Genomic DNA, 24,909 nt, shown 5'->3' with positions numbered 1-24,909 from the left:
AACAGTGTTCGATCACAATAGAAGCGGGGAACGATAATGGCGCGTCCGAGACAACATGCCCCCGAAGAACTGCACGCCAGCGTGATGGCCGCCTGTGACGGCTGGCTGCAGAGTCGCCCGGTGCATTCGCTGTCGCTGCGTTCAATTGCACGGGAAGTGGGCTGTGCTCCCAGTACCCTGCTCAAGCTTTACAGCAGCTTCAACAATCTTTTGCAGTACGTCAACCTGGAAACCCTGGACGGGCTGCGTGCCAGCATTGATGAAATTACCGATGGTACCGGCACACCCGATCAGCGTCTTGAAGCACTGGCGCGCAGCTATTGGCGCTTCGCAAGACGTTATCCCTATCGTTGGCAGTTGCTGTTCGATTATCCCCTGGCCCAGGAGGGTGAGCTTGATACCCGCCAGGGACAGATGATCGAAGCCCTGTTCATCCGTGTTGAGTCAACGCTCAAGGAAATCAGCCCGAATCTTGGTGATGCCGAGGCCAGTCGGCTGGCGCGAACCCTGTGGGGCAGCGTGCATGGCCTGGTCCAGCTGGGACTCAATGAGCGCCTGGGCTATTGGCAGGGCGAACCGCTGGTGGTCGAGGAGCTGCTCGATCAGCTGCTGGTCACCACACTGGCCGGATTGCGGGCGAGGTCGTCATCGAAGTGAATGAGCGGTTGATGCGAGGGCGACACTTTGCGCCGTTCTTCTGGGTTCAGGCGCTGGGTGCCTTCAACGATAACGTCTTCAAGAACGTTCTGCTGCTGTTGGTCACCTTCGTGGCGGTGCCGCGTTACGGCTGGAATCCGGGGTTGGTCAATAATATTGCCGCCGGACTGTTTATCCTGCCGTTTCTGCTGTTTTCGGCCTGGGGCGGGGTACTGGCCGATCGGCTTGATAAACAGCGGTTGATCCGTAACCTGAAATGGCTGGAGCTGGCTACCATGGCAGCTGCCGGGCTGGCCATCTGGTGGCAGGCTTATACCCTGCTGTTGGCGTTACTGTTCATGATGGGCTTGCAGTCGGCGCTGTTCGGGCCGGTCAAGTACGCCATCCTGCCTCAGCATCTGTCACGCGGTTCGCTGGTACACGCCAATGCGTGGGTAGAGCTGGGGACCTTTCTGGCGATTCTGCTGGGCACTCTGATGGCAGGGCCCCTGGCGATTCTGGCCGGTGGCCCGTGGCGCAGTGTTATTGCACTGGTATTGATCGCCATTGCGCTGGTGGGCCTGGTGATCAGTTATGCCATTCCGGCTGCACCCCCGGTCGCAGGGGGGCGAATCGGCTGGCGACCGGTCAGCGAAACCGTAGCGGTTGTACGCAGTGCCTGGCAGGAGAAGCGTATCTTCCCGGCACTGCTGGGCATCAGTGCCTTCTGGTTTCTTGGTGCCTGCTATCTCACGCAGTTGCCGCAGTGGACGCGCAGTGTGGTGGGGGGTGGCCCCGGTGCCGTCAGTCTGCTGTTGGCGGCCTTTGCCATCGGGGTGGGACTGGGATCACTGATCTGTGCTCGGCTATCGGCTGGTCGTCTGGAAATCGGTCTGATTCCGCTGGGCGCGGCGATTATCGGTCTGGCCGGGCTCGACTTCGCTCACCATGAAGCGATCAGCGTTCATCCGATGGCACTTGGAGAGCTGCTGATCCAGCCCCGCTTGTGGTGGATGCTGGCGGATCTGGCTCTGATCGGCATCGGCGGCGGGCTTTATATCATTCCTCTCTATACCTTTATCCAGCTGCGCAGCCCGGAAGGGCAGCGGGCACGCATGATTGCTGCCAATAATGTGCTCAATGCCCTGTTCATGGTGGCCTCAGCGCTGTTCGGGATTCTGGTGCTGGGGGTACTGTCGGCCTCGCTATCGCTGTTCTTTGCACTACTGGCGAGCATGGCACTGATCATTGCCATTGGGGCGGGGCTGGCTCGGCCAAGACCTCTGATGAGAATTACCATCTTTGTGCTGGTACACCTCTGGTATCGGCTGCGATTGCGTGGGCGGGAGTTTATTCCCGACGAAGGAGCCGCAGTCGTGGTCTGTAATCACGTCAGTTTCATGGATGCATTGATTCTGGGCGGTGCGAGCCCGCGACCATTGCGTTTTCTGATGGACAAACCCATCTATGAGTCGCCCTGGCTGAACTGGTTCTTCCGCATGGCGGGAGCGATTCCGGTAGAGTCCGAGCGCCGTGATCCGGGCGGCATGCGTCGGGCACTCGATACGGTCAGTGAGGCGTTGAGCAATGGTGAAGTCGTGATGGTCTTTCCCGAGGGGCGACTGACTCCGAACGGTGATGTTCAACAGTTTCGCCGTGGGATCGAGCTGATTCTGTCACGCAATCCGGTGCCGGTAGTGCCGGCGGCGCTGTCAGGTCTATGGGGCTCGTGGTCGTCACGTCGTTTTGGCGCGCCCTTTACCAGTGTGCCACGACGCTTTCGGGCCCGGGTATCGCTGACCTTCGCCGAGCCGATCCCGCCGGAAGAAGCATCGCGTGCGAATCTGGAAGCCACCGTGCGCGCCCTGCTGGCGGCATCGAGCTGATCCGCGCAGGATCGGGTTGCCTCAACTGCGAGGTGGAGGCGCCTGGCTGCCCGAGGAGGGCATGGGAAGAACGACGATGGCCGCGAGCCCGCCGAGGCGGCTGGTGTCGAGCTGGAAGTATCCACCATGGTGGGTGACGATCTGCTCGACGATACCCAGCCCCAGCCCGTGACCGCTGACCTGCTCATCCAGCCGGGTGCCGCGTCCCAGTACGCGCTCTCGTTGTTCCGGGGGGATGCCAGGGCCATCATCATCGACCTGCATATGCAGCTCCTGGGGCTCGAGTGTCAGGCGCAATCGAACTTCGGTGGCGGCCCACTTGCCGGCGTTGTCGAGCAGGTTGCCGAGTACTTCCAGTAATTCATCCCGGTCCCACGGGAGCACCGGTAATGGCCCGCTATCATCGATAAAGGTGATGTCAGCGTGAATTTCACGCAGCGTCTCCAGCAGCCCGACCAGATCCTTGTCGGGCTGGAAGCGGGCAGCCGCCGAGGCCTCGCCGGTATCCAGACGGGCACGTTGCAGTTCGCGTTCTACCAGCCGATGGATTTCATCAAGTCGCTCGTGCAGGGCGCGTTTCAGTTCCGGAATATTCTCGAATTCGCGACGCGCCAGCTGGGTCTCCATGACGGACAATGGTGTCTTGAGGGCGTGACCAAGGTTGGCAATACCATCCCGGGAGCGATTGAGTACCTGCTCGATGCGACCGAGCTGATGGTTGAGCTCGTCCACTACCGGCGCGATCTCATCCGGTACCCGGGTTTCCAGCGCCATGCGTTGACCGCGGTGCATCAGGGCCAGTTCCTGGCGCAGCCGCTCCAGCGGTCGCAGGCCGAGCCGAATGACACGACGCTGAATGAAGACCAGCAGCAGCGCCAGCACGCCTCCCAATCCCCAGATCCAGAGCCGCAGCCAGTCCAGTCGCTGAGTCACCGGGGTATAATCGAGTGCCGTGGTAATGCGGTACTGGTGGTTACCCCGCTGATACTGGCCGGTCCACACCAGCAGGGTTTGTCCTTCGGGGCCGGGGCGCAACTGAGCGGTATCTCCTGATACCGGCTTGAGTCGATGGTCCCACAGTGACCGAGAGCGGATATGGATGCTGTCATCAATATCAATGATGAAGTAGTACCCGGAGTAGACCTGATTGTAGGCAGAACGCAGACGAGAGGGATCGAGGTCGCTGTCTTCGTTGTCCGCGTTGTGCGACATCGGTAGTGCGGCGAGACTTTCGGCATCCTCGCGCAACCGATCGGTCAGATAGTCCCGAGTGACATGATCGAATAAAACGACACTGCCATGAGCCAGCATCAGCATAACGACGAGGCTGGCCGAGAGCAGTCCGAGATCGAGACGTCGCGTCAGCGACATCAGGGGGTTGCCGTATCGCCGCCGAATCTGTAGCCCTGCCCGCGTTGGGTGATGATGATGCCGCGCCCGAGTTTCTGGCGCAGATGATTGATATGTACTTCGACCACGTTGGGGTTGCGATCATGCTCGCTGTCGTAAAGATGATCGAGCAACCGGTCCTTGGGGATCACGTGATCCGGGTGAAGCATCAGATAACGAAGAATGGCAAACTCCGCCCGGGTCAGATTGACCGGCGAGGTATTGGAGGTGCGCCATGCACTCTGGCCATTCTCGTCCAGGGTCACACCGGCCACTTCCAGGGTGGGCGAGGGGCGCTGCCCATGTCGACGTCGCACCAGCGCCTGAAGACGCAGAATCAGCTCGTCGGGGTGAAAGGGTTTGGGCAGATAGTCATCCGCGCCGGCGCGCAGGCCGGTTACGCGTTCGCTCCAGCTTGAACGCGCGGTCAGAATCAGAACCGGGATATCCAGCCCGGCTTCACGCCACTGCTCCAGCAGGGTCAGTCCCGGTCGGCCCGGCAGGCCCAGATCAAGCACGATGACATCAAATGGTTCGCTGGTTGCCATGACGGCAGCATCACGACCATCCGTACACCAGTCCACGGCATAACCATGCTGGGTGAACAAGGCGTTGAGTTCGTCCGCAAGCGGGACATTATCCTCGACCAGAAGCAGCCGCATAACCCATCAATCCTTTTGTGCGGAGAGATAATCACCCGTTCTGGCATCGAATCTCAATTCCCAGATTCTGCCATCATGATCGAGTATCTCCACTTCGTAAACATAACGATCCCCGAGACACTCCAGATCGGCTTCCAGCAGCTTGCCACTGCGATGATGACGGGCGCGATCGAGGATTTCACCGAAAGGACGGATATGGCCCGATTCGGTCAGTCTGAGAACCTCATCCTGGGAAATTTCGGAGTGGGACTGTACGCCCGCCGGACAACCGTAAACCGGATGCCAGGCCAACAGCATGACAGCAGCCAGCAGCAATCCGCACCGCGCGGGGGCGCTGCGCCAGGGGGAAGCCGGAGAGCGGGGCGTCCTGTCAATGGCATTGGCGATCGAGGGCATGGGGCGAGGTCATCCGAAGAAGCAACCAGAGCGCCCTTACGCTAGCAGAACACGCTTAATTCAAGCCCAGGACGCACCGGCTCATTCGGTTTCCTGTCGTACCCGCCGTAACTGCTGCCAGCAGCGCACCGAAGTGATGAGATTGTCACGGATATCGACGATTTCGAGACGAATATTACCGATTTCCAGACAGGCTGGAGCCGACGGAAAGGATTCGAGATATTCAAGTATCAGGCCGTTGAGCGTCTTGGGCCCATCGGTGGGCAGCTGCCATCCCAGCGCCTTGTTGATCTCACGAATATTTGCCGTGCCTTCGATGATGTAGCTGCCATCGTCACGCGGATGAATTTCCTTGTGGGTACCGGCAACATCGGAAGTGAATTCGCCGACAATCTCCTCGAGGATATCCTCCAGAGTGGCCAGTCCCTGCACATCCCCATATTCGTCGACCACGATGCCGATACGCCGCTTTTGCTGCTGGAAATTGAGCAGTTGGGTATGCAGCGGGGTCGATTCGGGAATGAAATAGGGCTCGCGTGCTTCCTGCACGATGGCTGCCTTGGTGAACTCCGGTGCAGACAGTACCCGAGCCGCGTTGCGCAGATGCAGGATGCCGATGATGTCGTTGATATGACCGCGATAAACCGGCAGCCGGGTGTGCTGACTGGCACGTAGCTGGGCCAGCAGGGTCTCCTCATCATCCTCGAGGTCGAGTCCGGCAATTTCATGGCGCGGCACCATGATGTCGTTGACGGTGACATTCTCCAGATCAAGGATCGAAATCAGCATCGCCTGGTGGCGATGCGGGATCATCGAGCCTGCCTCATGCACGACGGTGCGAAGCTCTTCGCGGGTGAGCTTTGCGGTGCCGCCGTCGATGTGTTTCAGCCCCATCAGACGCAACAGCGAATTCGATATGCCGTTGACCAGCCAGACCAGCGGGTAGAGCAGCTTGAGCAGCGGCTGCAGAATCCAGGTCGCCGGCATGGCGATGGCTTCGGGGCGAACCGCAGCGAAGGTCTTGGGGGTCACCTCACCAAAGATCAGCACTACCAGCGTCAATGCGGCGGTGGCCACGGCCGGACCCGAGACCTCACCGAGGAAATGGATCGCGATCAGCGTGGCAATCGAAGCCGCCAGATTGTTGACCATGTTGTTGCCGATCAGGATTACACCCAGCAAACGGTCAGGGCGTGCAAGCAGCTTCAGTACACGTCGGGCACCACGATCACCGCTGTTGGCCCGATGGGTCAGGCGATAGCGGTTGATCGACATCATGCTGGTTTCAGAGCTGGAGAAGAATGCCGACAGCAGGATCAGTGCAATCAGCATTACAAACATGAGCGTCAGGGGCGTGTCATCGCTCAAGGTCGGCGGATCCTCGGGTAGGGGGAGTCTGCGTATTCTTGGGAACCCCCGTGACGAGTGTCAAGCAATGCCGATACATGCTGCACTACCAGCTGCGATGCAGCATGATTTCGAGCACGAACTTGCTACCGAAATAGGCCAATAGCAATACGGCTACGCCGGCCAGGGTCCAGCGAATGGCGCGAGGCCCTCGCCAGCCACGCTGATAGCGCCCCCACAACAGGCCACCAAAGATCAGCCAGGCCAGCACCGATAATCCTGTCTTGTGCGCCAGGTGACGGGCGACCAGATGATCCAGAGTGACTGCGCCGCTGATCAGGGAGGCCGTCAGCAGTACCATGCCGCAGATGATCAACTGAAACATCAGCCGTTCCATGCTGGTCAGCGGTGGCAGTACCTGGATGATACCGCGGATGCGGTGACGCTTGAGTGCCTGCGTCTGCAATGCAATCAATATGGCCTGGCCGGCGGCGATCATCAGGAAGGCATAGGCCAGCGTCGAGGTCACGATGTGAATGATCAGACCCGGTGGAAAACTGGACTCCACCATGGGGCTTGGCAGGCCGACAACGCCCGTAACCGAAAGGGCGGCAAGCGGGAAAAGCCCGGTAGCAGCCGCCAGGACCGGTCTGAACAGACTGACCAGCAGCAGGGTCAGGGCTATCAGCCAGGCAATCAGTGAAGCGCTCTCGAACAGCCCGACATGCAGACCGCCATGTGCTGCGAGGCTGTTGTAGACGATGATGGCGTGACAGAGCACGGCCAGTGCGCCAACACACTGAATCAGACGCGGACGCATGGGCACCAGGCGATTGAGCGCTAGCGCCTGATGAAGGGCGGCACTGGCATAGAGCATCACGGCCAGGAAAGCGATGAGCAACGTTGGCATCGGGGGCGAATACGGCCTCGGGACGTCATGTGATGATCGAAAGGAACTCGCACAACCGGGTTTGGGGTGCCAGTCTTCATTAAGTAACCACTATACCGGCGCCGTGGGTGGATCGAAACCTGGTGTCGGTGTTACCGGACGACCTGACGTTGCCCGGCATCATCCATGTCACGCGGAAGCCGAGGTTGGAATGCGCGTTTCCCTGTTTGTTACCTGCTTCAACGATACGCTTTTTCCGGAGACGGGCCGGGCGGTCGTGTCGGTGCTCGAGCGGCTCGGCCATCAGATCGATTTTCCAATGGGCCAGACCTGTTGCGGCCAGATGCATCACAATAGTGGCTATCGTGATCACGCGGTGGCGCTGGTGCATCGCTTCGTCGAACAGTTCGAGTCGGCCGAGGCCGTGGTCATTCCCTCTACCTCATGTACCGCGATGGTGCGGCACCAGTACCCGCAGCTTGCCCGGCAGGCCGGTGACCACGCTCTGTTGCATCGACTCGAGCAATTGCTGCCTCGGGTACATGAGTTCGCAGAATTTCTGGTCAGAATCCTTGGGGTTACCGACGTGGGCGCCTATTACCCGCATCGGGTGACCTATCACGCCTCCTGCAACTCGCTAAGGGCTCTGGGGATTGGCGAGGCACCGAAGCGACTGCTCGAAAATGTCGCCGGTCTGGAGTATGTAGAGTTGCCCCGAATAGAGGAATGCTGCGGTTTTGGCGGCACCTTCTCGATCAAAAACGCCGAAGTCTCCACTGCCATGATGAGCGACAAGATGGCTGCGATTCTGGAAACCGGAGCCGAGATCTGCACGGCCGGTGACAACTCCTGTCTGATGCATATTGGTGGAGGGTTGTCGCGTCAGCAGACCGGGGTGCGCACCGTGCATCTGGCGGAAATCCTCGCCTCGACCGCGCCGGGGCCGCTGGCAGCAGGCAGGGAGTGATCATGAGCGATACCACCTTTCCCGAACGGGCCCATTACGCACTGCGTGACAGCCAGTTGCGTCGTAATGTCAAAAAAGCCACTACAACCATACGCGAACGCACTGCGCGTATGACCAGTGAACTTCCTGACTGGGAAGCGCTGCGTGAGGCCGGTAGCGCCCTCAAGGCGCACACCCTGGCCCATCTTGATGAGTACCTGCTCGAACTCGAGGAGCGGGTGCAGGAGGCGGGTGGTCAGGTGCATTGGGCGAGAGATGCCGAGGAAGCGCGTCGTATCGTGGTCGGGCTGGCGCGCGAGCACGAGGCCGATCGAGCGATCAAGATCAAGTCCATGACCACTGATGAAGTTGAACTCAACCCGGCGCTCTCGGAGGCCGGTATCGAGCCGGTGGAAACCGATCTGGCAGACATGATTGTACAGCTTGGCGGGGATCGGCCGTCGCATATCCTGGTGCCGGCGATCCATCGCAATCGCGCCGAGATTCGCGAGCTGTTCGTGCGTGAGATGCGCGACATGCAGGACCTGACCTTCGAAACCCTTTCCGATGACCCTCCTGAACTGACGGCCACCGCACGTCGTTACCTGCGCAGCCGCTTTCTCAACACCCGGGTGGCAATCTCGGGAGCAAATTTTGCCATTGCCGAGACCGGCTCCGTGAGCGTAGTGGAGTCCGAAGGTAACGGCCGCATGTGTCTGACGGTGCCGGACGTGATGATTTCCCTGATGGGAATCGAGAAGCTGATCCCGCGCTGGCAGGATCTGGAAGTTTTTCTGCAGTTGCTGCCGCGTGCCTCGACCGGTGAGCGGATGAACCCATACACCTCGCTATGGACCGGTGTGTACGAAGGTGATGGGCCACAGACCTTTCATCTGGTGCTGCTCGACAACGGTCGCAGCCGCATCCTTGCTGATGAGCAGAAACGCCAGACATTGCACTGTATTCGCTGTTCGCGCTGCCTCAATGTCTGTCCGGTCTACGAGCGCACCGGTGGTCACGCCTATGATTCGATGTATCAGGGGCCGATCGGCGCCATCCTTACGCCGCAGCTGCGCGGGGTGGAGCAGGCCGGTACGCTGGCCGAGGCCTCCACCCTGTGTGGCGCCTGTCAGGAGGCGTGTCCGGTGAAGATTGATATCCCCTCGATTCTGGTGCGCCTGCGAAGCGAGAAGGTGGATTACCAGCGACAGCGAGTGATCGGGCGCTGGTCGCCGGAGTCGTTGGCGATGCGCAGCGCGCACTGGATGTTCGAGCGTAGTGAGCGGCTGCATTCACTACAGCGGCTGGCACGCCAGGGGCAGAAGCTGATCGCCCGTGAGGGGCAGATTGATCGCCTGCCGGGGGCATTGGGCGGCTGGACCCGGACCCGGGACCTGCCGGCATTGCCACGGCAATCCTTTCGCGAGTGGTGGGCGACGCGCCAATCTTCAACTCAACCTGAAACGCAGCATGGCAGCAGCAACAGCGGAGACAGTGATGACGCAACGGGCTGATGGGCGCGACGTGATGCTCGGGGCTATCCGTCAGGCGCTGGGGCGCGAATCGGCACAGGCCGTCGAAACGGGTGCCATATCCCGCCAGGAAGACTGGGGCCGTATCGAACGGCGTTATCGCCAACGCGATGATGCCGACGGCGAGACCCTGCTTGAGCGCTTTGAAAAGCGCCTCGAGGGGCTCGGCGTCCGGGTGTTGCATGCCGGTAGTGTGAACGACGTGGTGGGCATTGTTGAGCAGCGCTTGAAGGCGAATGCGGTCGCTTCCGTGATGGTGCCGCCTGATCTGCCTCGGACGTGGCGTCCCGAAGGCGAAGGGGTCACGCTCATCGAGGATGACCGACACTCGGCACAAGCGATCAACGACATTGCTGGCGTGATTACCGGCTGTCGGCTGGCAATCGCCGAGACCGGGTCGATCGTGCTCGATACCGGGCCGGGCCAGGGCCGGCGACTGCTGACGCTGATGCCGGATTACCATCTGTGCGTGATCCATGCCGACCAGATTGTCGGTCTGGTGCCCGAGGCGATGTCGCAACTCGTAACAGCAGAGCGTACCCGAGCGCCGATCACCTTTATTACCGGGCCCTCGGCAACGGCCGATATCGAACTGAGTCGGGTGGCCGGTGTGCACGGCCCGCGCCGACTGGAAGTCATTCTGGTGGCTGAAGCGTAGCGTTTCGTTGATCGGCTGAAGCGGCCGGGGCGGATGCATCCATCTCGACGGGCCGGTTATAATGTGTGCCATCAGCGCCGGCCTACTGCCTGGCGCCGCATCCCTATCGTCGGAGAAGCCCATGTTTGACAGCTTGACCGATCGTCTGTCGCAGACACTGAAGTCGGTAACCGGGCAGGCGAAACTGACCGAAGAGAACATCAAGGATACCCTGCGCGAAGTCCGCCGGGCGCTGCTCGAGGCCGATGTGGCGTTGCCGGTCGTCAAGGATTTCGTCGAGCGCGTGCGTCAGCGCGCCGTGGGTCAGGAAGTATCGAAGAGCCTCTCGCCGGGCCAGCAGTTCGTCAAGATCGTTCAGCAGGAGCTGGAAGCGATCATGGGCGAGGCCAATGTGCCGCTGGAACTGAAGCAAAAGCCTTCGATCATCCTGATGGCCGGTCTGCAGGGCGCGGGCAAGACCACCTCGGTGGCCAAGCTGGCCAAGTACCTGCGTGAGCGCGAGAAGAAAAAGGTGTTGGTGGTTTCGGCGGACGTCTATCGCCCGGCGGCCATCGATCAGCTGGAGACGCTGGCGGCCGAGGTCGGTGTCGAGTTCTTCCCCTCCTCGAGTGATCAGAAGCCGACCGATATCGCCGAAGCAGCGATTCGACATGCCCGCATTCAGTTTCATGACGTGGTGCTGGTGGATACCGCTGGCCGCCTGCACGTCGATGAACACATGATGAGTGAGATCAGGGATCTGCATCAGGCCATCTCGCCGCAGGAAACCCTGTTCACCGTCGATGCAATGACCGGTCAGGACGCCGCTACCACGGCTCGCGCCTTTCACGAGGCATTGCCGCTGACCGGCGTGATTCTGACCAAGGCGGATGGTGATTCTCGCGGAGGTGCCGCGCTCTCGGTACGCCAGATTACCGGCAAACCGATCAAGTTCATGGGCATGGGTGAAAAGGTCGATGCCCTCGAGCCTTTCCATCCTGATCGTGTGGCCTCGCGTATCCTCGGCATGGGTGATGTGCTCAGCCTGATCGAGGAAGCCGAACGCAAGGTCGATCGCAGCAAAGCCGATCAGCTGTCGAAGAAACTCAAGAAGGGCGAGAGCTTCGATCTCGAGGACTTCCGCGATCAGCTTCAGCAGCTCAAGAATATGGGCGGCATGGGCAGCCTGCTGGAAAAAATGCCCGGCATGGGGCAGATGGCCGAGATGGCCCAGAGCCAGAACAGCGAGAAGGAATTCGGCAAGCTCGAGGCCATGATCAATTCGATGACGCCGAAAGAGCGTCGCAAGCCCGATTTGATCAATGGCTCGCGCAAGCGCCGTATCTGTGCCGGTTCCGGTACCCAGGTGCCTGATCTCAATCGCCTGCTCAAACAGCACCGTCAGATGCAGAAGATGATGAAGAAGATGGGCAAGAAGGGCGGTATGCAGAAGATGATGCGTGGCATGAGCGGCATGATGGGTGGCGGCGCTGGCGGTGGTATGGGAGGCCCCGGTGGTGGCATGGGCGGTCCCGGTGGCGGCATGGGTGGTATGGGCGGCTCCGGCATGGGCGGCGGTTCCGGTCGTTTTCCGCGTCGCTGAGCCGAATGGGTGACGAACTGCCGAGGGTGGTTTCCAACGTCGCAATTATCACGTAAAATGCCGCACCTTCCGGGTAGCGCGTTTAGTCGGCGATCGACAGGTCGCAGCCCGGGTCTCGCCGATGAGACGCAAGCGCGCTCGATACGAATCCTCGGTCCCGTTGTGTTCCCGATCCGGGCGCAAGGACCCGTGAATCAAAGGACAGTCAAGGCCATGGTAACCATTCGTCTGGCACGAGGCGGCGCTCGCAAGCGTCCCTTCTATCACCTGCACGTGACCGATTCGCGCGTTAAGCGTGATGGTCGTTTCATTGAGCAGGTTGGTTTCTTTAACCCGGTTGCTCGCGGGCAGCAGCAGCGCATGCGTATCGATCTCGAGCGTATCGAATACTGGCAGAGCCAGGGTGCACAGCTCTCCGATCGTGTCGCTGAGCTGGTGCGTTACGCACGCAAGCAGCAGAGCGCGGCCTGAGTCGAGTCTCGCACGGATTCATGAGTCCGGAGGCGTCGATGCAGACAGTGGTCGCTAACGGTAACGATGAGTTCGTGGTGCTGGGCAAGCTCAACAGCCCGCACGGTGTGCGAGGCTGGATTCGGGTCTACTCCTGGACCACACCCATCGACGGTATCTTCGACTATCCGCGCTGGACAGTCGAAGTGGGTGACAGTCGACGTTGTCTGAATGTGGTCGAGGGGCAGCGCCATGGCAAGGGGCTGATCGCTCGCCTCGAAGGCGTCGATTCACGCTCGGACGCCGAAGAGCTGACCAATGCCCGTATTCTGTTGCCGACAGAGGCCCTGCCGACACTCGAATCGGGTGAATACTACTGGTATCAGCTCGAAGGGCTAACGGTTTCGACGATTGATGGCCAGTCTCTCGGCACGGTCGCCTGGCTGTTTGAAACCGGCGCCAACGATGTGCTGGTCATCAAGGGCGATCGGGAGCGATTGATCCCGTTTCTACCTGATGAGGTGATTCAGGACATTGATCTGGATGCCGGTACCATGACGGTTAACTGGGATCCCGATTTCTGAAGCGGAGCGGTGACCATGTGGATGGGTGTCGTGTCACTGTTCCCCGATATGTTCGAAGCGGTGACCCGTCATGGGGTAACCGGTCGGGCAGTGGATCGCGGGCTGGTAGAGATCGAGTTCTTCAACCCGCGTGATCACGCCACCGACCGTCATCGCAGTGTTGATGATCGGCCCTATGGGGGCGGTCCCGGCATGCTGATGAAAGTGGATACGCTGCGAGGTGCCATCCACGCTGCACGTCAGCGCGCTGCCGAGCTTGATGGCGGCAGTACCGCGGACACTCATGTGATTTATCTTTCGCCACAGGGGCGGGTGCTGGATCAGGAAGGTGTTCGGGAGCTGGCGGGTCATCGGCGCCTGATTCTGGTAGCCGGGCGTTATGAAGGCATTGATGAGCGCGTGGTCGAAGCCGATATCGACGAAGAGTGGTCGATCGGTGATTACGTGCTCAGCGGTGGTGAATTGCCAGCCATGGTGGTCTGCGATGCCGTGGCACGCATGGTGCCCGAGGTGCTGGGGCACAGTGGTTCGGCTGAAGCCGATTCATTTGCCGACGGGTTGCTTGACTGTCCGCACTATACCCGCCCTGAAGTTATTGATGGGCGTCGTGTACCAGCGGTACTGCTCGGCGGCAATCACGACCATATCCGACGCTGGCGGCTCAAACAGTCGCTGGGTCGGACCTGGTCAAGACGACCGGAGTTGCTGGCCGGCAGAACGCTGAATGAAGAACAGCGCCAGTTGCTCGAGGAGTACATTGCCGAACAGGCAGTGGATCCTTCGGGCTCTCCGGAAGACGGTGGCGGGATTTTCTGAACCTCGCCGCCGGCGGTGCGGGAGCGTAGCGGTGATTTACCGCCCGGATGACCCGCGTCACCCATCATCGGTTCCGCGCTTCGGCGCCGGGATCAGCGCCCGAACAGGCCATTCATGCCGTCGGGCTGCAACAAGGAGCAGCACATGAGCAGTCGTAACAAGATTATCCAGGCGATCGAAGCCGAGCAGGTCAATCGCGAAATTCCGGAATTCGGAGCCGGTGATACCGTGTCCGTGCAGGTCAAGGTCGTGGAAGGCAATCGCGAGCGTTTGCAGGCCTTCGAAGGCGTGGTGATCGGCAAGCGCAATCGTGGTCTGAACTCTGCCTTCACCGTGCGCAAGGTCTCCAGCGGCGTTGGGGTTGAGCGTACCTTTCAGACCTATAGCCCGCTGATCGCCTCCATCGATGTCAAGCGTCGTGGTGATGTGCGTCAGGCCAAGCTCTACTATCTGCGTGAGCGCAGTGGCAAGGCCGCTCGCATCAAGGAAAAAATCACCACCAAGCGGTGATGAGCCCGGGCATCTGATGGCCGGTAGTCGAAGCCCCGTATCATCGTTGATGGTGCGGGGTTTTTCATGACTGAACGGGGCTGCTGATGTTCAACGGGTGCTGGCCGGGCCGGATTGTCATTGAACGAGGATCACCATGACCGACGATGAGCTGCGCGATGCTTTCCTGGATGCGCTTTGGCTTGAGCGTGGCGCCAGTGACAACACCCTGGCGGCCTATCGCCGTGATCTGGTCCATTGGCAGCGTTGGCTGATCGAGCGGGAGGCCTCACTGCTGACCGCCACTCCCGAGTGTTTCGAGCGTTTTCTCGATGACCGTCAGACCTCCGGCTATCAGGCGCGTTCCGATGCGCGGCTGACGTCGAGTCTGCGTCGCTTCTATCGCTGGGCACTGCTGGAAGGGCGGCTTGAGCGCGATCCGCTCAGTGAGGCGATCTCGCCGCGAGTGCGTCCGGACCTGCCATCGACTCTCGATGAAACCGAAGTTGAGCGCCTGCTGGCCGCGCCCGATGTGAGTACGCCGCTGGGTCTGCGTGACAGGGCGATGCTGGAAGTGCTCTACGCTTGCGGATTGCGGGTCTCCGAGCTGGTGATGCTGCGTATCGATAGCGTCAATCAGCGCCAGGGCGTACTACGTGTCATCGGCAAGGGGGAAACCGAGCGGCTGGTCCCCATGGGAGAAGAAGCGCTGGACTGGCTCGAGCGCTATCTGCGCCAGGGGCGTAGCGAACTGATGAGCGACATCAGTCGTGCTCCGCTCTTCCCGGGACGCGGTGATGGTTTCATGACCCGTCAGACCTTCTGGCATCGCATCAAGCGCCATGCCGTCAGTGCCAGTATTACCTCACCGCTGTCGCCACATACCCTGCGTCATGCCTTTGCTACTCATCTGTTGAATCATGGCGCCCATTTGCGTGTCGTACAGGAACTGCTGGGTCATCGCGATCTGTCGACGACCCAGATCTATACCCATGTGGCCCAGGCCCGGCTGGAAGCCATTCATGCGCAACACCATCCACGAGGTTGAATCTTCATGAATCCGACTCCTGTCGCCCTTGTTCGTCGTCTGACCGCTGTCCTTGCGCTCGGGGCCTGTGTCATGACTCCGGCACTGGCCGCGACCGACAGCAGTGCTCCAACGCCGGCGGATCTCTCCGACAAACTGGTCGTCAATGGCCAGAAGATGCCCGTCCAGTCGATCGGCAGTACGCCCATGGAAGGTATCTTTGAAGTTCAGCTCGATAGTGGTGAAACCTTCTATACCGATCGCAGCGGTCAGTATCTGCTGGTGGGCAGCCTGTATCACAATAATGGCAAACGGCTGGTGAACCTCACCGAGCAGGCCCAGAATCAGCAGCGCCACAAGGCCATCATGGATATCCCGGATAGCGAAGCGGTGGTGTTCAAACCGGCCGGCAAGGTTCACTCGGTGCTGACTGTCTTCACTGATACCACCTGTCCCTACTGCCAGAAACTGCACCATGAAGTGCCGGAGCTCAACAAGCGGGGCATCGAGGTGCGCTATCTGGCTTTCCCGAGGGCCGGCCTTCATGGTGAGGGCGCCCGGGAGTTGCGTCGGGTCTGGTGCAGCGATAATCGCAGCGAGGCCTTCACGGCCGCCATTGACGGCGACCTTGACCAGAGCAGTGACGATTGTGACGCACCGATCGCGAAGCAGTATCAACTGGGCCAGCAACTGGGTGTACAGGGCACGCCTGCCATCGTTTTCCCTGATGGCCGCATGGTTCCCGGCTATCTGCCGGTAGATCGGCTGACCGCGATGATCAATCAGGAGAGCGACAGTTCATCCGATAGCGGGCAGTAGCGTTCATTGCAGCGGCCTGAGGCGTTACACTACGCCACACGTGATGAACCATTCGGCGAGCCAGCTGCAAGGCTTGCTCCAGCGACAGGGGATAGAGTGTGGAACCAGTGAGAGTAGGCATCTGTGGACTGGGCACGGTGGGTAGCGGTACCTTCAATGTACTGACCCGCAACGCTGATGAAATTGCACGCCGTGCCGGTCGTCCGATCGTGATCGAGCAGGTAGGTGCCCGCCGCGATAATGCCGAGTGCGATCTCACAGATATCCACGTGACCCGCGATATCTTCGAAGTGGCGCGCAATCCTGATATCGATGTCCTGGTCGAGCTGATCGGCGGCTATGATGTGGCCCGGGAGCTGGTGCTCGAAGCGATCCGGCATGGCAAGCATGTAGTGACGGCCAACAAGGCGCTGATCGCGGTGCATGGCAACGAGCTGTTTCGCGCGGCCGCCGAGCAGGGTGTGATTGTAGCTTTCGAGGCTGCGGTGGCCGGTGGTATCCCGGTGATCAAGTCACTGCGCGAGGGGCTGGGCGCCAACCGCATTCAGTGGCTGGCCGGCATCATCAACGGTACCGGGAACTATATCCTTACCCATATGCGTGATGAGGGACGGGCCTTTGATGATGTGCTTGCCGAAGCTCAGTCGCTGGGATATGCCGAATCCGACCCGACCTTCGATGTTGAAGGCATTGATGCTGCCCACAAGCTGACCATTCTTGCCTCGATTGCCTTCGGCGTACCGCTGCAGTTCGAACGCGCCTATACCGAAGGTATCTCGCGCATTACGGCCGAGGATGTCGAGCAGGCCGATCAGCTGGGTTACATCATCAAGCATCTGGGCATCTCCCGGCGCACCGACGAAGGTGTCGAACTGCGCGTCCATCCTACCCTGATCCCGAAGGAACGGCTGCTGGCCAATGTTCACGGGGTCAAGAATGCCATCGAAGTGATGGGCGATGCCGTAGGGCCAACGCTCTACTACGGTGCGGGCGCCGGTGCCGAGCCGACCGCTTCGGCCGTTGTGGCGGATCTGCTCGATGTGGCCCGGGATATTGCCACCCATCACGATTATCGCACCCCGTATCTGGCCTTCAGTGGTATCGATCACGATGATCAGCATCCGCCCATCCTGCCGATGGAGAGCATCGTTACTGCCTACTACCTGCGTCTGCTGGCCGTCGATCGCCCGGGTGTTCTGGCACGCGTGGCTACCATTCTTGCCGAGCAGGGGGTGAGCATCGAGGCGCTGACCCAGAAGGAAGCGACCGAAGGGGAGCTGGTGCCGATCATCATCCTGACCCACCGCACCCGTGAGGCCAACATGAACGAGGCCATTCGTCAGCTCGAGTCGCTGGCCGATGTGGCCGGTTCGGTGACACGCATTCGGGTCGAGGATCTCGACGACGCCTGACCTTCGGCCATCAGATGAGGATCGTCACTCACCTTCGGACGGGACGATCAGGAGAATCGATATGCGTTATATCAGTACCCGTGGGCAGGCGCCGACGCTGAATTTCGAGGAAGTGGTGCTGACCGGGCTGGCCGGGGATGGCGGGCTTTACGTTCCCGAGGAGATTCCGCAGTTTTCGCGCGAGGAACTCGAGGCGATGGCGGGGCAGCCCTATACCGAGGTGGCCTTTCGGGTGATGAAGCCCTTCGTTGGTGACGAGATCGACGATGCGACCTTTCGTCGGCTGATCGAGGAGACCTACGGTACCTTCAAGCATGCGGCCGTTACGCCCCTCAATCAGCTCGATCACAATCACTGGCTGCTCGAGCTGTTCCACGGTCCGACGCTCGCGTTCAAGGATGTAGCGCTGCAGCTGCTGGGTCGGCTGCTGGATCACTTTCTCTCCCGGCGTGGCGAGAAGGGTGTCATCATGGGCGCGACCTCGGGGGATACCGGCTCTGCAGCGATCGAGGGATGTCGACACTGCGATAATCTCGATATCTTCATTCTGCATCCGCACAACCGGGTATCACCGGTACAACGCCGTCAAATGACCACGGTGCTGGCGGATAATGTTCATAACATCGCCATCGAGGGCAACTTCGATGACGCCCAGGCGATCGTCAAGGGCAGCTTCGCCGATCAGGCCTTCCTGCGCGGAACCCGGTTGATTGCGGTCAACTCGATCAACTGGGCGCGCATCATGGCCCAGATCGTCTACTACGTGGCGGCAGGCGTGGCGCTGGGGGCGCCGCATCGCGAGGTCAGTTTCACCGTGCCCTCGGCCAATTTCGGCAATCTCTTTGCCGGCTATATGGCACGCTGCATGGGACTGCCGGTAAAGCAGTTCGTGATTGCTACCAATGTCAACGACATCCTTCATCGCACCCTGACCGAAAACGACTTCTCAAAGCGAGAGCTGCAGGCGACGCTGGCGCCCTCGATGGATATCGTGGTGTCGTCGAACTTCGAGCGTCTGTTGTTCGAGGCCTATGGCCGCGACAGTACGGCGGTACGCGACGTGCTCGAGCGGTTCCAGCGTGAGCCTGCCATGCTGGCCGATGCACCGCTGGCCGAGCTGCGCCGGCTGTTTGCCAGCCATCGGGTTGATGACGACACTATCCTTGAAGTGATCCGCGAAGCCTTCACGGCCACCGGGGAGCTGCTCGATCCGCATACCGCGATTGGCTACCGCGCCGCGCAGCGTGCCCGTTCGGACGACACTACGCCAATGATCACGCTGGCCACCGCTCACCCGGCCAAGTTCGAGGAGGCCGTGGTACGCGCGGGCTTCGAAGGTGCACCGCTACCCGAGTCGATGCAGGATCTGATGACCCGTGAAGAGCGTTATGATGTCCTGCCGGCCGAACTGGCCGAGGTTCAGCGCTTTATTGCCGAGCACCGCCACTGAGTATTTCCCCGGGGGCATGCGGCCCCGGGGCTCTTCGCCCGATTGTGAGGTCTTCCGATGCCAGTTGATGCCGCTCCGATGCGCATTGCCGACTCATTGCGCAAGCGCATCACCTCCCGACCGCGTCATGAGGGGCTCTATCGCGAAGCGCTCGACGCCGGTTTGTCGGAGCTGCAGGCTCGCATCGTGGCCGGCCGCCTCGGCTCTCCCCGGGCGCCCCTGGAAGCTCTGATCCGCCCGGCGCTGAAGTATATCGAGCATCCGGAAAAACTGTGTGACAGCCGCCGCGCCGCCGAGCGCATTGCTCGCGCCGTGGCCGAGGGGGAGCATATCGGGGTGCTCACCGACTACGATGTCGATGGCATTACCTCGCACGTGGTGATTCTGCGTACTCTGACCGAACTGTTCGGTGTCCCCGCCGATCGCGTACATAGTCTGATCGGCCATCGCATCCATGATGGCTACGGCATCAGCCTGCCGCTGGTCGAACGCATTCTGACGCTGGCGCCGCAACCGAGCCTGATCATCAGCGCCGATTGCGGTTCCAGCGATGAACCACGGCTTGCCCGGTTGCGCGAGGCAGGCATCGATGTGGTCGTCACTGATCATCACGCACTGCCCGTAGAGGGGCCCCCGCCCTCGGCGCATGCAGTGGTCAATCCGTCGCGTCATGACTGCGACTACCCTGATAACACCATCGCCGGTTGTATGGTGTCGTGGCTGCTGATGTCGCTGACTCGGGCGGTGCTGATCGAACTTGGCTTGCTGATGCCCGATACGCCCAAACTTTCGCCCTGGCTCTCCTATGTGGCTCTGGGCACGGTGGCAGACTGTGTCTCGCTGGGCGACAGTGCCATCAACAGGGCCGTGGTGACGCTCGGCCTGACGCTGATCAATCGCATGGAGGAACCCTGCTGGCGCGCAATGGCCGAGTGGCTGGGCGAGGACAGTACCCCCTTCGATGCCGAGACGCTGGCCTTCCAGATGGGGCCGCGGATCAACGCTCGTTCCCGACTCGATGATCCCTACGCTGCGCTGCATTTCATGCTGGCACGCGATGATGCTACAGCCCGGCGCTACCTGGCCGTGCTGGATGAAGACAACCAGTCGCGCAAGTCGATCGAAGCCGACATGGTGGAGAGTGCTCGCACACTGGCTCGGACGCAGCTCGATGAGGGGGCACGGGTACTGGCGGTCCATCTGGAAGATGGCCATCCCGGCGTGCAGGGCATTGTGGCCTCAAGACTGGTCCAGGCCTGGGGGCGACCAACCTTTGTACTGACGCCGGCTGCCCAGCCCGGCATGCTGACCGGATCGGGGCGTTCGGTCGAGGGTGTCCATCTGCGTAATGCCCTGCAGCGCGCACATGAACTCGCGCCCGAGGCACTGCCGCGTTTCGGCGGACACAGCGGGGCCGCCGGTATCGGAGTGCCGCTTGAGTCTCTGGAGGCGTTTCGCGAGGCGCTGACCCGGGCGGTGGATGAACAGCTTGGCGAGCGAGAGCTCTATCCACTGATTCTCTCCGATGGGGCGCTGTCCGATGATCAGCTGCAACTCACCATTCTCGACGAAATCGAAGCCCTGACGCCCTTTGGCCGCGAATTCGAAGCGCCGCTGTTCGAAGGCCGTTTTCTGGTGGAGAAGACCCGACTGGTGGGCGCCGAGGGCAATCATCTGATGATGGATCTCTCCAGTGGCAGGGTCATGTTGCGTGCCATCTGGTTCCGCGCGGTATCACCGGGCGAGCGCTCGCCCTTCGGGCTGGGTGAAACGATCCACTGTGCCTATCGGCTTTCCCGCAATCGCTGGCGTGGGCGCGAGAGTCTGCAGCTGATGATCGAGCACGCCGAACTCGCCGACGCCTGAACTCGACACCTGCCCGGGCGGCGGTTAATCTCCGAGCCTGAGTCGGGCTGGCGCCACAAGCGCCGGCCCGGGATACGTCATGCGATCCATGACCCTGATAACAAACAAAAAGCGAGGAGAACCTCGACGATGACTTCTACCGAGACCATCGCCCAGCGCCATCGCCCCTGGGAAGATTTCATGGCTATTATGCTGGGGTCGGCCTGTGCCGCACTGGGATTGGGGCTCTATGCGCATGCCGAGATACTGATTGGTAGCACGGCCGGCATCTCATTGTTGATCAGCTACGCTACCGGCTGGGCTTTCGGGCCGGTGTTCTTTGTCGTCAACATGCCGTTCTACTGGCTTGCCTGGCAACGAGTGGGGCACCAGTTCACTCTGAAGACCTTTGCCGCCATTGCCCTGCTGTCCTGGATCAGCTGGTGTCTGCCGGGGTGGATCGAGATCGGTAGGGTCGAGCCGCTGTTTGCTGCACTGATGGGGGGCGCCCTGATCGGACTGGGCGCACTGGCACTGTTTCGTCACCGGGGCAGTTTGGGTGGTTTCAATATCCTTGCGCTGTACGTACAGGATCGCCATGGCTGGCGCGCCGGTAACGTTCAGATGGCGCTCGATGGACTGGTGATGCTGGCAGCCTTTTCCGTACTGCCGGTCGAAAATGTGCTCTACTCGATGCTGGGCGCAGTAGTGTTGGCGGTGATCCTGACCTTTAATCACCGGCCCGGGCGCTATACCGGCGTAAGCAGCAATTGATCGCCGACGAAAAGCCGGCGTGCACTTGAGCCGACTTGTGTCTTTCCTGCTGCGTTTGCCGCTGTGATCAGTAGTTCGGCCACAGCCCCGGGGTGACCAGCTCGATCAGATGGTGGTCCGGGTCGCGAAAATAGATACTCTCGCCGCCCGGAGGCCAGTGGGTACGCCCCTCGATGGCGATACCGTGTTCGGCCAGCCGTGTTTCCCATGCCGGCAGCGTGTCTGCCCCAACGGCCAGCGCAATATGCTGCTCGCCGCCGCCGTTATGCGGTGGAATGGTGCCCATGCCCTCGGGTAATCGGACGGTTTCGTCAGTCTGACCCTGCTGAAAGATCAATAGCATCGAGTGACCCACCGGATAGGCTGTGAAACGTTCGTCGCTGTTGTGGGGCTCCAGCCCCATGACACTTTCGAAAAAGGTGCGACTGGCGGTCATGTCACCAGTATAAAGCACGGTTTCGATGATACCGTCAGGCTGCATGAGACACGCTCCGTGAGAAACTCTTCACAGCGTAGCAGCTTGCTCAGTGGCGATGGGCCGGCCGGGCGAACCAGATCAACAGCATCAGGCCCAGGAAGACCCAGCCGGAGATATAGAAGAGATCGTTGGTAGCCATCATCAGCGCCTGGTTGCTGATGATATCGGCCAATTGACGGTGTGCCTGGTCGCTGGTCATGCCCAGTGACTGCGCCTGATCCAGCCACTGCTGCGTTGCCGGCTCAAAGGGGGTGACGTGGCTGTTGAGGCGATGATCGTGGAAGCTGGTACGGTCATCCCAGAGTGTAGTGGCAAAAGAGGTCCCAAAGCCCAGAGACAGCTGGCGCAGGAAATTGAGCACTCCCGAAGCGCTGGCCACTTCATCCTGGGGCAGGCGCGAAAAGGCAATGCTCAAAAGCGGAATGAAGAACAATGCCGTACCAATGCCCCAGGGCAGCCGGGGCAGGAATATCTCGGCAAAGCTCATCTGTGTGCTGGAGTTGCTGGTGAAAAATGAGATACCGGCAAACAGGGTGAAGCCGATGGTGACCAGAATGCGGGCGTCCATTTTGTCACTCAGGCGACCGGCGATGGGTGAGGCGACCACACCCATCATGCCCAGTGAAGCGGTCGCCAGCCCCGCCCAGGTGGGCGTATAACCGAGTCCGGTTTGCAGCCACAGTGGCAGGATCACGATGGCACTGAAAAACGCCATGTAGCCCAGGCAGAGCACAGTGGTGGCGATGGTGAAATTGCGATCGCGAAACAGGCTCAGATCGACCACCGGGCGCTCTGCGGTCAATTCCCAGACCACGAAGAAACACAGAAAGACGGTCGCAATAACGGCCAAAGTAATGATGTAGCCCGACTGAAACCAGGCCTTGTCGTTGCCCTGGTCCAGCATGACCTGCAGGCTGCCGACACCGATGATCAGCAGCACCAGTCCGATCACATCGAGCGGATCCCGGCGAGTCGGTGTTTCCCGTTCCTTCAGCAGGGTCCAGCAGATCGGGGCGACGATCAGGCCGATCGGGACGTTGATATAGAAGATCCACGGCCAGCTGATGTTATCGGTGATCCACCCCCCCAGAATGGGGCCGGCTACCGGGCCCACCACCGCGGTCATGCCGAAGATGCCGTTGGCGGCGCCGCGCTTGTCGCGGGGATAACAGGCCAGTAGCAGGCTCTGTGACAGCGGAATCATCGGCCCCGCTACCGCGCCCTGAAAACCGCGAAAGGCCAGCAGCATGGGAAAGCTCTGGGCAAAGCCGCACAGCCACGAGGCAAGTGTGAACAGCAGGGTGCAGGTGACAAACAGTCGAACCTGACCGACGCGACGGGACAGCCAGCCGGAGATGGGCACGGTGATTGCGTTGCAGACGGCAAATACCGTAATGACCCAGGTGCCCTGATTGGCACTGACGCCGAGATCACCGGCCAGCGTGGGGATCGAGACGTTGGCGATCGACACGTCCAGCACGTTCATGAACACTGCCAGTGCCAGCGAGACCGAGGCCACCGCCAGGCGTACACCACTCAGGGGTGGCATTTGAGCCTGCGCGGCAGCGTCACTCATTCCCGCGAACTCGCATCGCTGGCCGCTGTCATCAGCGAGTGATCGAGATTATGCCCGATGATGGCTTCGATGCGGCGATTGATCGGCTGCAGGTCGCTGTCATAGACCGGTGTGGCAAAACGGGGTGAGGTGATGGGTTGCTCTGTTACCGCCCGGCCGCTGGTGTCGTGTACGTCGATGGTGGCCGTCAGGGATAGCCCGATGCGCAGAGGATGCTGGCGCAGCTCGTCGGGATCGAGGCCGATGCGTACCGGCACACGCTGGACAACCTTGATCCAGTTGCCGGTGGCATTCTGCGGTGGCAGTAGCTCGAAGGCACTGCCAGTACCGGCGGAGATACCCTGCACCCGCCCGTGATAGACCACGTCATCGCCGTAGAAATCGGCCACAATACGTACCGGCTGGCCGATACGCACCTTCGCAAGCTCCGTCTCCTTGTAATTGGCTTCTACCCAGAGCTGATCGAGTGGCACGATGGCCATCAGGGGGGAGTCTCCCGACACCTGTTGACCCAGCTGTACGCTGCGCTGGGCGATCTGACCGCTGACCGGAGCCTGCAGGGTAGTGCGCTGAAGATCCAGCCAGGCCTGACGCACCTGCTGGGCAGCGGCTCGGATGCGTGGATGTTCTTCCGGTTGGGTCCCGCGGGTCTGGGTCTCGAGCGCGCCGAGCTGGCCGCGGGCGGCCTGCAGATCGGCCTGTGCTGCCTGGTAATCGGTTTGCGCCTGTTCCTCGTCTGCCTGAGAGATCGCGTGACGCTGATAGAGGGAGTGGGCGCGCTGATAGTCGTCGCGGCGCTGGCGAAGGGTGGCCTGACGTTGGGCAATCACGGCCTTTTGCTCATTCAGCTGGGCATAGAGCTGGCCGACCTGACGAACCGTCTGGCCGAGATTGGCGAGTGCCTGATCCAGCGCCACCCGATAGTCACTGTCATCCAGCCGAACCAGGGTCTGGCCCTGACGCACCCGATCGGTATCCTCCGCCTCGATGGTAGTCACCGTGCCCGAGACGCGCGGCATGATCGAAATCTGATTGCCGTGTACATAGGCATCATCGGTGGTAACGCGATATTGCGCCACGAAATACCACCACGCGCCCCAGGCGGCGCCGGCCAGCAGAAAGATGACGACCAGACCCAGCAGTAGCCGGATTCTCAGACGGCGCTTGCGCCGGCCATCATCGGAGGCTTCATCGGGGGAAGGGTTTTGTTCAAAATCGCTCACCGTGCTCTCCTCAAGCCGCTTTGCCGTCACAGCGAAGCGGCGA

The 24,909-nt window shown here is 60.8% G+C and carries 24 protein-coding genes; 16 read left to right on the top strand and 8 right to left on the bottom strand.

The window, feature by feature from the left end:
- Positions 1-36 precede the first annotated feature (36 nt).
- Together FY550_RS13485 and FY550_RS13480 are read left to right on the top strand one after the other, a co-directional pair.
- Positions 37-657 (top strand): TetR/AcrR family transcriptional regulator, encoded by a 621-nt coding sequence (locus FY550_RS13485; RefSeq protein WP_070978272.1) that lies wholly within the window; start codon positions 37-39, stop codon positions 655-657.
- Positions 658-668: 11 nt separating this feature from the next.
- The gene (locus FY550_RS13480; protein ID WP_149054595.1) at positions 669-2,522 is read left to right on the top strand and encodes an MFS transporter; all 1,854 of its coding nucleotides are present in this window, start codon (positions 669-671) and stop codon (positions 2,520-2,522) included.
- Positions 2,523-2,543: 21 nt separating this feature from the next.
- Here the strand turns inward: FY550_RS13480 and FY550_RS13475 are convergent, their stop codons facing one another.
- The 5 genes from FY550_RS13475 to FY550_RS13455 form a co-directional block, all read right to left on the bottom strand.
- Positions 2,544-3,893, bottom strand: a complete 1,350-nt coding sequence (locus FY550_RS13475) for a sensor histidine kinase (protein ID WP_084388088.1) — start codon at positions 3,891-3,893, stop codon at positions 2,544-2,546.
- Entirely contained in the window at positions 3,893-4,573 is a 681-nt protein-coding gene (locus tag FY550_RS13470) for a response regulator transcription factor (RefSeq protein WP_070978280.1), read from the bottom strand. The genes FY550_RS13475 and FY550_RS13470 overlap by 1 nt, the downstream gene beginning before the upstream one ends.
- Before the next feature lie 6 nt (positions 4,574-4,579).
- Positions 4,580-4,969 carry a PepSY domain-containing protein gene (locus FY550_RS13465; RefSeq protein ID WP_149054594.1) on the bottom strand — a complete coding sequence of 130 codons (390 nt, stop codon included), beginning with the start codon at positions 4,967-4,969 and terminating at the stop codon, positions 4,580-4,582.
- An 81-nt stretch (positions 4,970-5,050) separates the two neighbouring features.
- Positions 5,051-6,337, bottom strand: coding sequence for an HlyC/CorC family transporter (locus tag FY550_RS13460; protein WP_070978282.1), 1,287 nt, complete (start codon positions 6,335-6,337; stop codon positions 5,051-5,053).
- Positions 6,338-6,422: 85 nt separating this feature from the next.
- Positions 6,423-7,226 (bottom strand): cytochrome C assembly family protein, encoded by an 804-nt coding sequence (locus FY550_RS13455; RefSeq protein ID WP_070978287.1) that lies wholly within the window; start codon positions 7,224-7,226, stop codon positions 6,423-6,425.
- Between the two features lie 190 nt (positions 7,227-7,416).
- On the opposite strand from FY550_RS13455, the gene FY550_RS13450 reads away from it, so the two are divergent.
- The 14 genes from FY550_RS13450 to FY550_RS13385 all read left to right on the top strand — a co-directional run bounded on the left by FY550_RS13450 (position 7,417) and on the right by FY550_RS13385 (position 21,589).
- Positions 7,417-8,172, top strand: a complete 756-nt coding sequence (locus FY550_RS13450; RefSeq protein WP_070978289.1) for a (Fe-S)-binding protein — start codon at positions 7,417-7,419, stop codon at positions 8,170-8,172.
- A gap of 2 nt (positions 8,173-8,174) precedes the next feature.
- Complete coding sequence (locus FY550_RS13445; RefSeq protein WP_070978291.1) at positions 8,175-9,665, top strand: lactate utilization protein B; 1,491 nt, start codon at positions 8,175-8,177, stop codon at positions 9,663-9,665.
- Positions 9,649-10,341 carry a LutC/YkgG family protein gene (locus tag FY550_RS13440; RefSeq protein WP_199287813.1) on the top strand — a complete coding sequence of 231 codons (693 nt, stop codon included), beginning with the start codon at positions 9,649-9,651 and terminating at the stop codon, positions 10,339-10,341. Before FY550_RS13445 ends, FY550_RS13440 begins: the two co-directional genes overlap by 17 nt.
- Before the next feature lie 121 nt (positions 10,342-10,462).
- Positions 10,463-11,923 (top strand): signal recognition particle protein, encoded by a 1,461-nt coding sequence (ffh, locus tag FY550_RS13435; RefSeq protein WP_070978298.1) that lies wholly within the window; start codon positions 10,463-10,465, stop codon positions 11,921-11,923.
- 213 nt (positions 11,924-12,136) lie between these two features.
- On the top strand, positions 12,137-12,394 hold the full coding sequence (gene rpsP / locus FY550_RS13430; RefSeq protein ID WP_070978299.1) for a 30S ribosomal protein S16: 258 nt from the start codon (positions 12,137-12,139) through the stop codon (positions 12,392-12,394).
- A gap of 38 nt (positions 12,395-12,432) precedes the next feature.
- Positions 12,433-12,957, top strand: a complete 525-nt coding sequence (gene rimM, locus FY550_RS13425; protein ID WP_070978300.1) for a ribosome maturation factor RimM — start codon at positions 12,433-12,435, stop codon at positions 12,955-12,957.
- Between the two features lie 15 nt (positions 12,958-12,972).
- The gene (gene trmD, locus FY550_RS13420) at positions 12,973-13,773 is read left to right on the top strand and encodes a tRNA (guanosine(37)-N1)-methyltransferase TrmD (RefSeq protein ID WP_070978301.1); all 801 of its coding nucleotides are present in this window, start codon (positions 12,973-12,975) and stop codon (positions 13,771-13,773) included.
- A gap of 144 nt (positions 13,774-13,917) precedes the next feature.
- Complete coding sequence (gene rplS, locus FY550_RS13415) at positions 13,918-14,283, top strand: 50S ribosomal protein L19 (protein ID WP_070978302.1); 366 nt, start codon at positions 13,918-13,920, stop codon at positions 14,281-14,283.
- 136 nt (positions 14,284-14,419) lie between these two features.
- Positions 14,420-15,310, top strand: a complete 891-nt coding sequence (gene xerD / locus FY550_RS13410) for a site-specific tyrosine recombinase XerD (RefSeq protein ID WP_070978305.1) — start codon at positions 14,420-14,422, stop codon at positions 15,308-15,310.
- A 6-nt stretch (positions 15,311-15,316) separates the two neighbouring features.
- Entirely contained in the window at positions 15,317-16,108 is a 792-nt protein-coding gene (locus FY550_RS13405; protein WP_070978307.1) for a DsbC family protein, read from the top strand.
- Positions 16,109-16,206: 98 nt separating this feature from the next.
- Positions 16,207-17,520 (top strand): homoserine dehydrogenase, encoded by a 1,314-nt coding sequence (locus tag FY550_RS13400; protein WP_070978310.1) that lies wholly within the window; start codon positions 16,207-16,209, stop codon positions 17,518-17,520.
- A 61-nt stretch (positions 17,521-17,581) separates the two neighbouring features.
- Positions 17,582-18,970, top strand: coding sequence for a threonine synthase (gene thrC / locus FY550_RS13395; protein ID WP_149054593.1), 1,389 nt, complete (start codon positions 17,582-17,584; stop codon positions 18,968-18,970).
- 57 nt (positions 18,971-19,027) lie between these two features.
- On the top strand, positions 19,028-20,836 hold the full coding sequence (locus FY550_RS13390; RefSeq protein WP_070978312.1) for a single-stranded-DNA-specific exonuclease RecJ: 1,809 nt from the start codon (positions 19,028-19,030) through the stop codon (positions 20,834-20,836).
- Between the two features lie 129 nt (positions 20,837-20,965).
- Complete coding sequence (locus tag FY550_RS13385; RefSeq protein ID WP_070978318.1) at positions 20,966-21,589, top strand: YitT family protein; 624 nt, start codon at positions 20,966-20,968, stop codon at positions 21,587-21,589.
- A 67-nt stretch (positions 21,590-21,656) separates the two neighbouring features.
- Here the strand turns inward: FY550_RS13385 and FY550_RS13380 are convergent, their stop codons facing one another.
- From FY550_RS13380 to FY550_RS13370, 3 genes are read right to left on the bottom strand one after another with little or no spacing between them, the layout of a single operon-like run.
- Entirely contained in the window at positions 21,657-22,070 is a 414-nt protein-coding gene (locus tag FY550_RS13380; protein ID WP_070978319.1) for a VOC family protein, read from the bottom strand.
- Positions 22,071-22,113: 43 nt separating this feature from the next.
- A complete protein-coding gene (locus FY550_RS13375; protein ID WP_149054592.1) occupies positions 22,114-23,643 on the bottom strand; it encodes a DHA2 family efflux MFS transporter permease subunit in 1,530 nt (509 codons plus the stop codon).
- Positions 23,640-24,866, bottom strand: a complete 1,227-nt coding sequence (locus FY550_RS13370; protein WP_149054591.1) for an HlyD family efflux transporter periplasmic adaptor subunit — start codon at positions 24,864-24,866, stop codon at positions 23,640-23,642. The genes FY550_RS13375 and FY550_RS13370 overlap by 4 nt, the downstream gene beginning before the upstream one ends.
- Between the last annotated feature and the right edge of the window lie 43 nt (positions 24,867-24,909).

This window comes from Kushneria phosphatilytica, from assembly GCF_008247605.1.
GTDB classification, from domain to species: Bacteria; Pseudomonadota; Gammaproteobacteria; order Pseudomonadales; family Halomonadaceae; genus Kushneria; species Kushneria phosphatilytica.
This window is presented reverse-complemented; position numbering and strand designations above follow the sequence as displayed.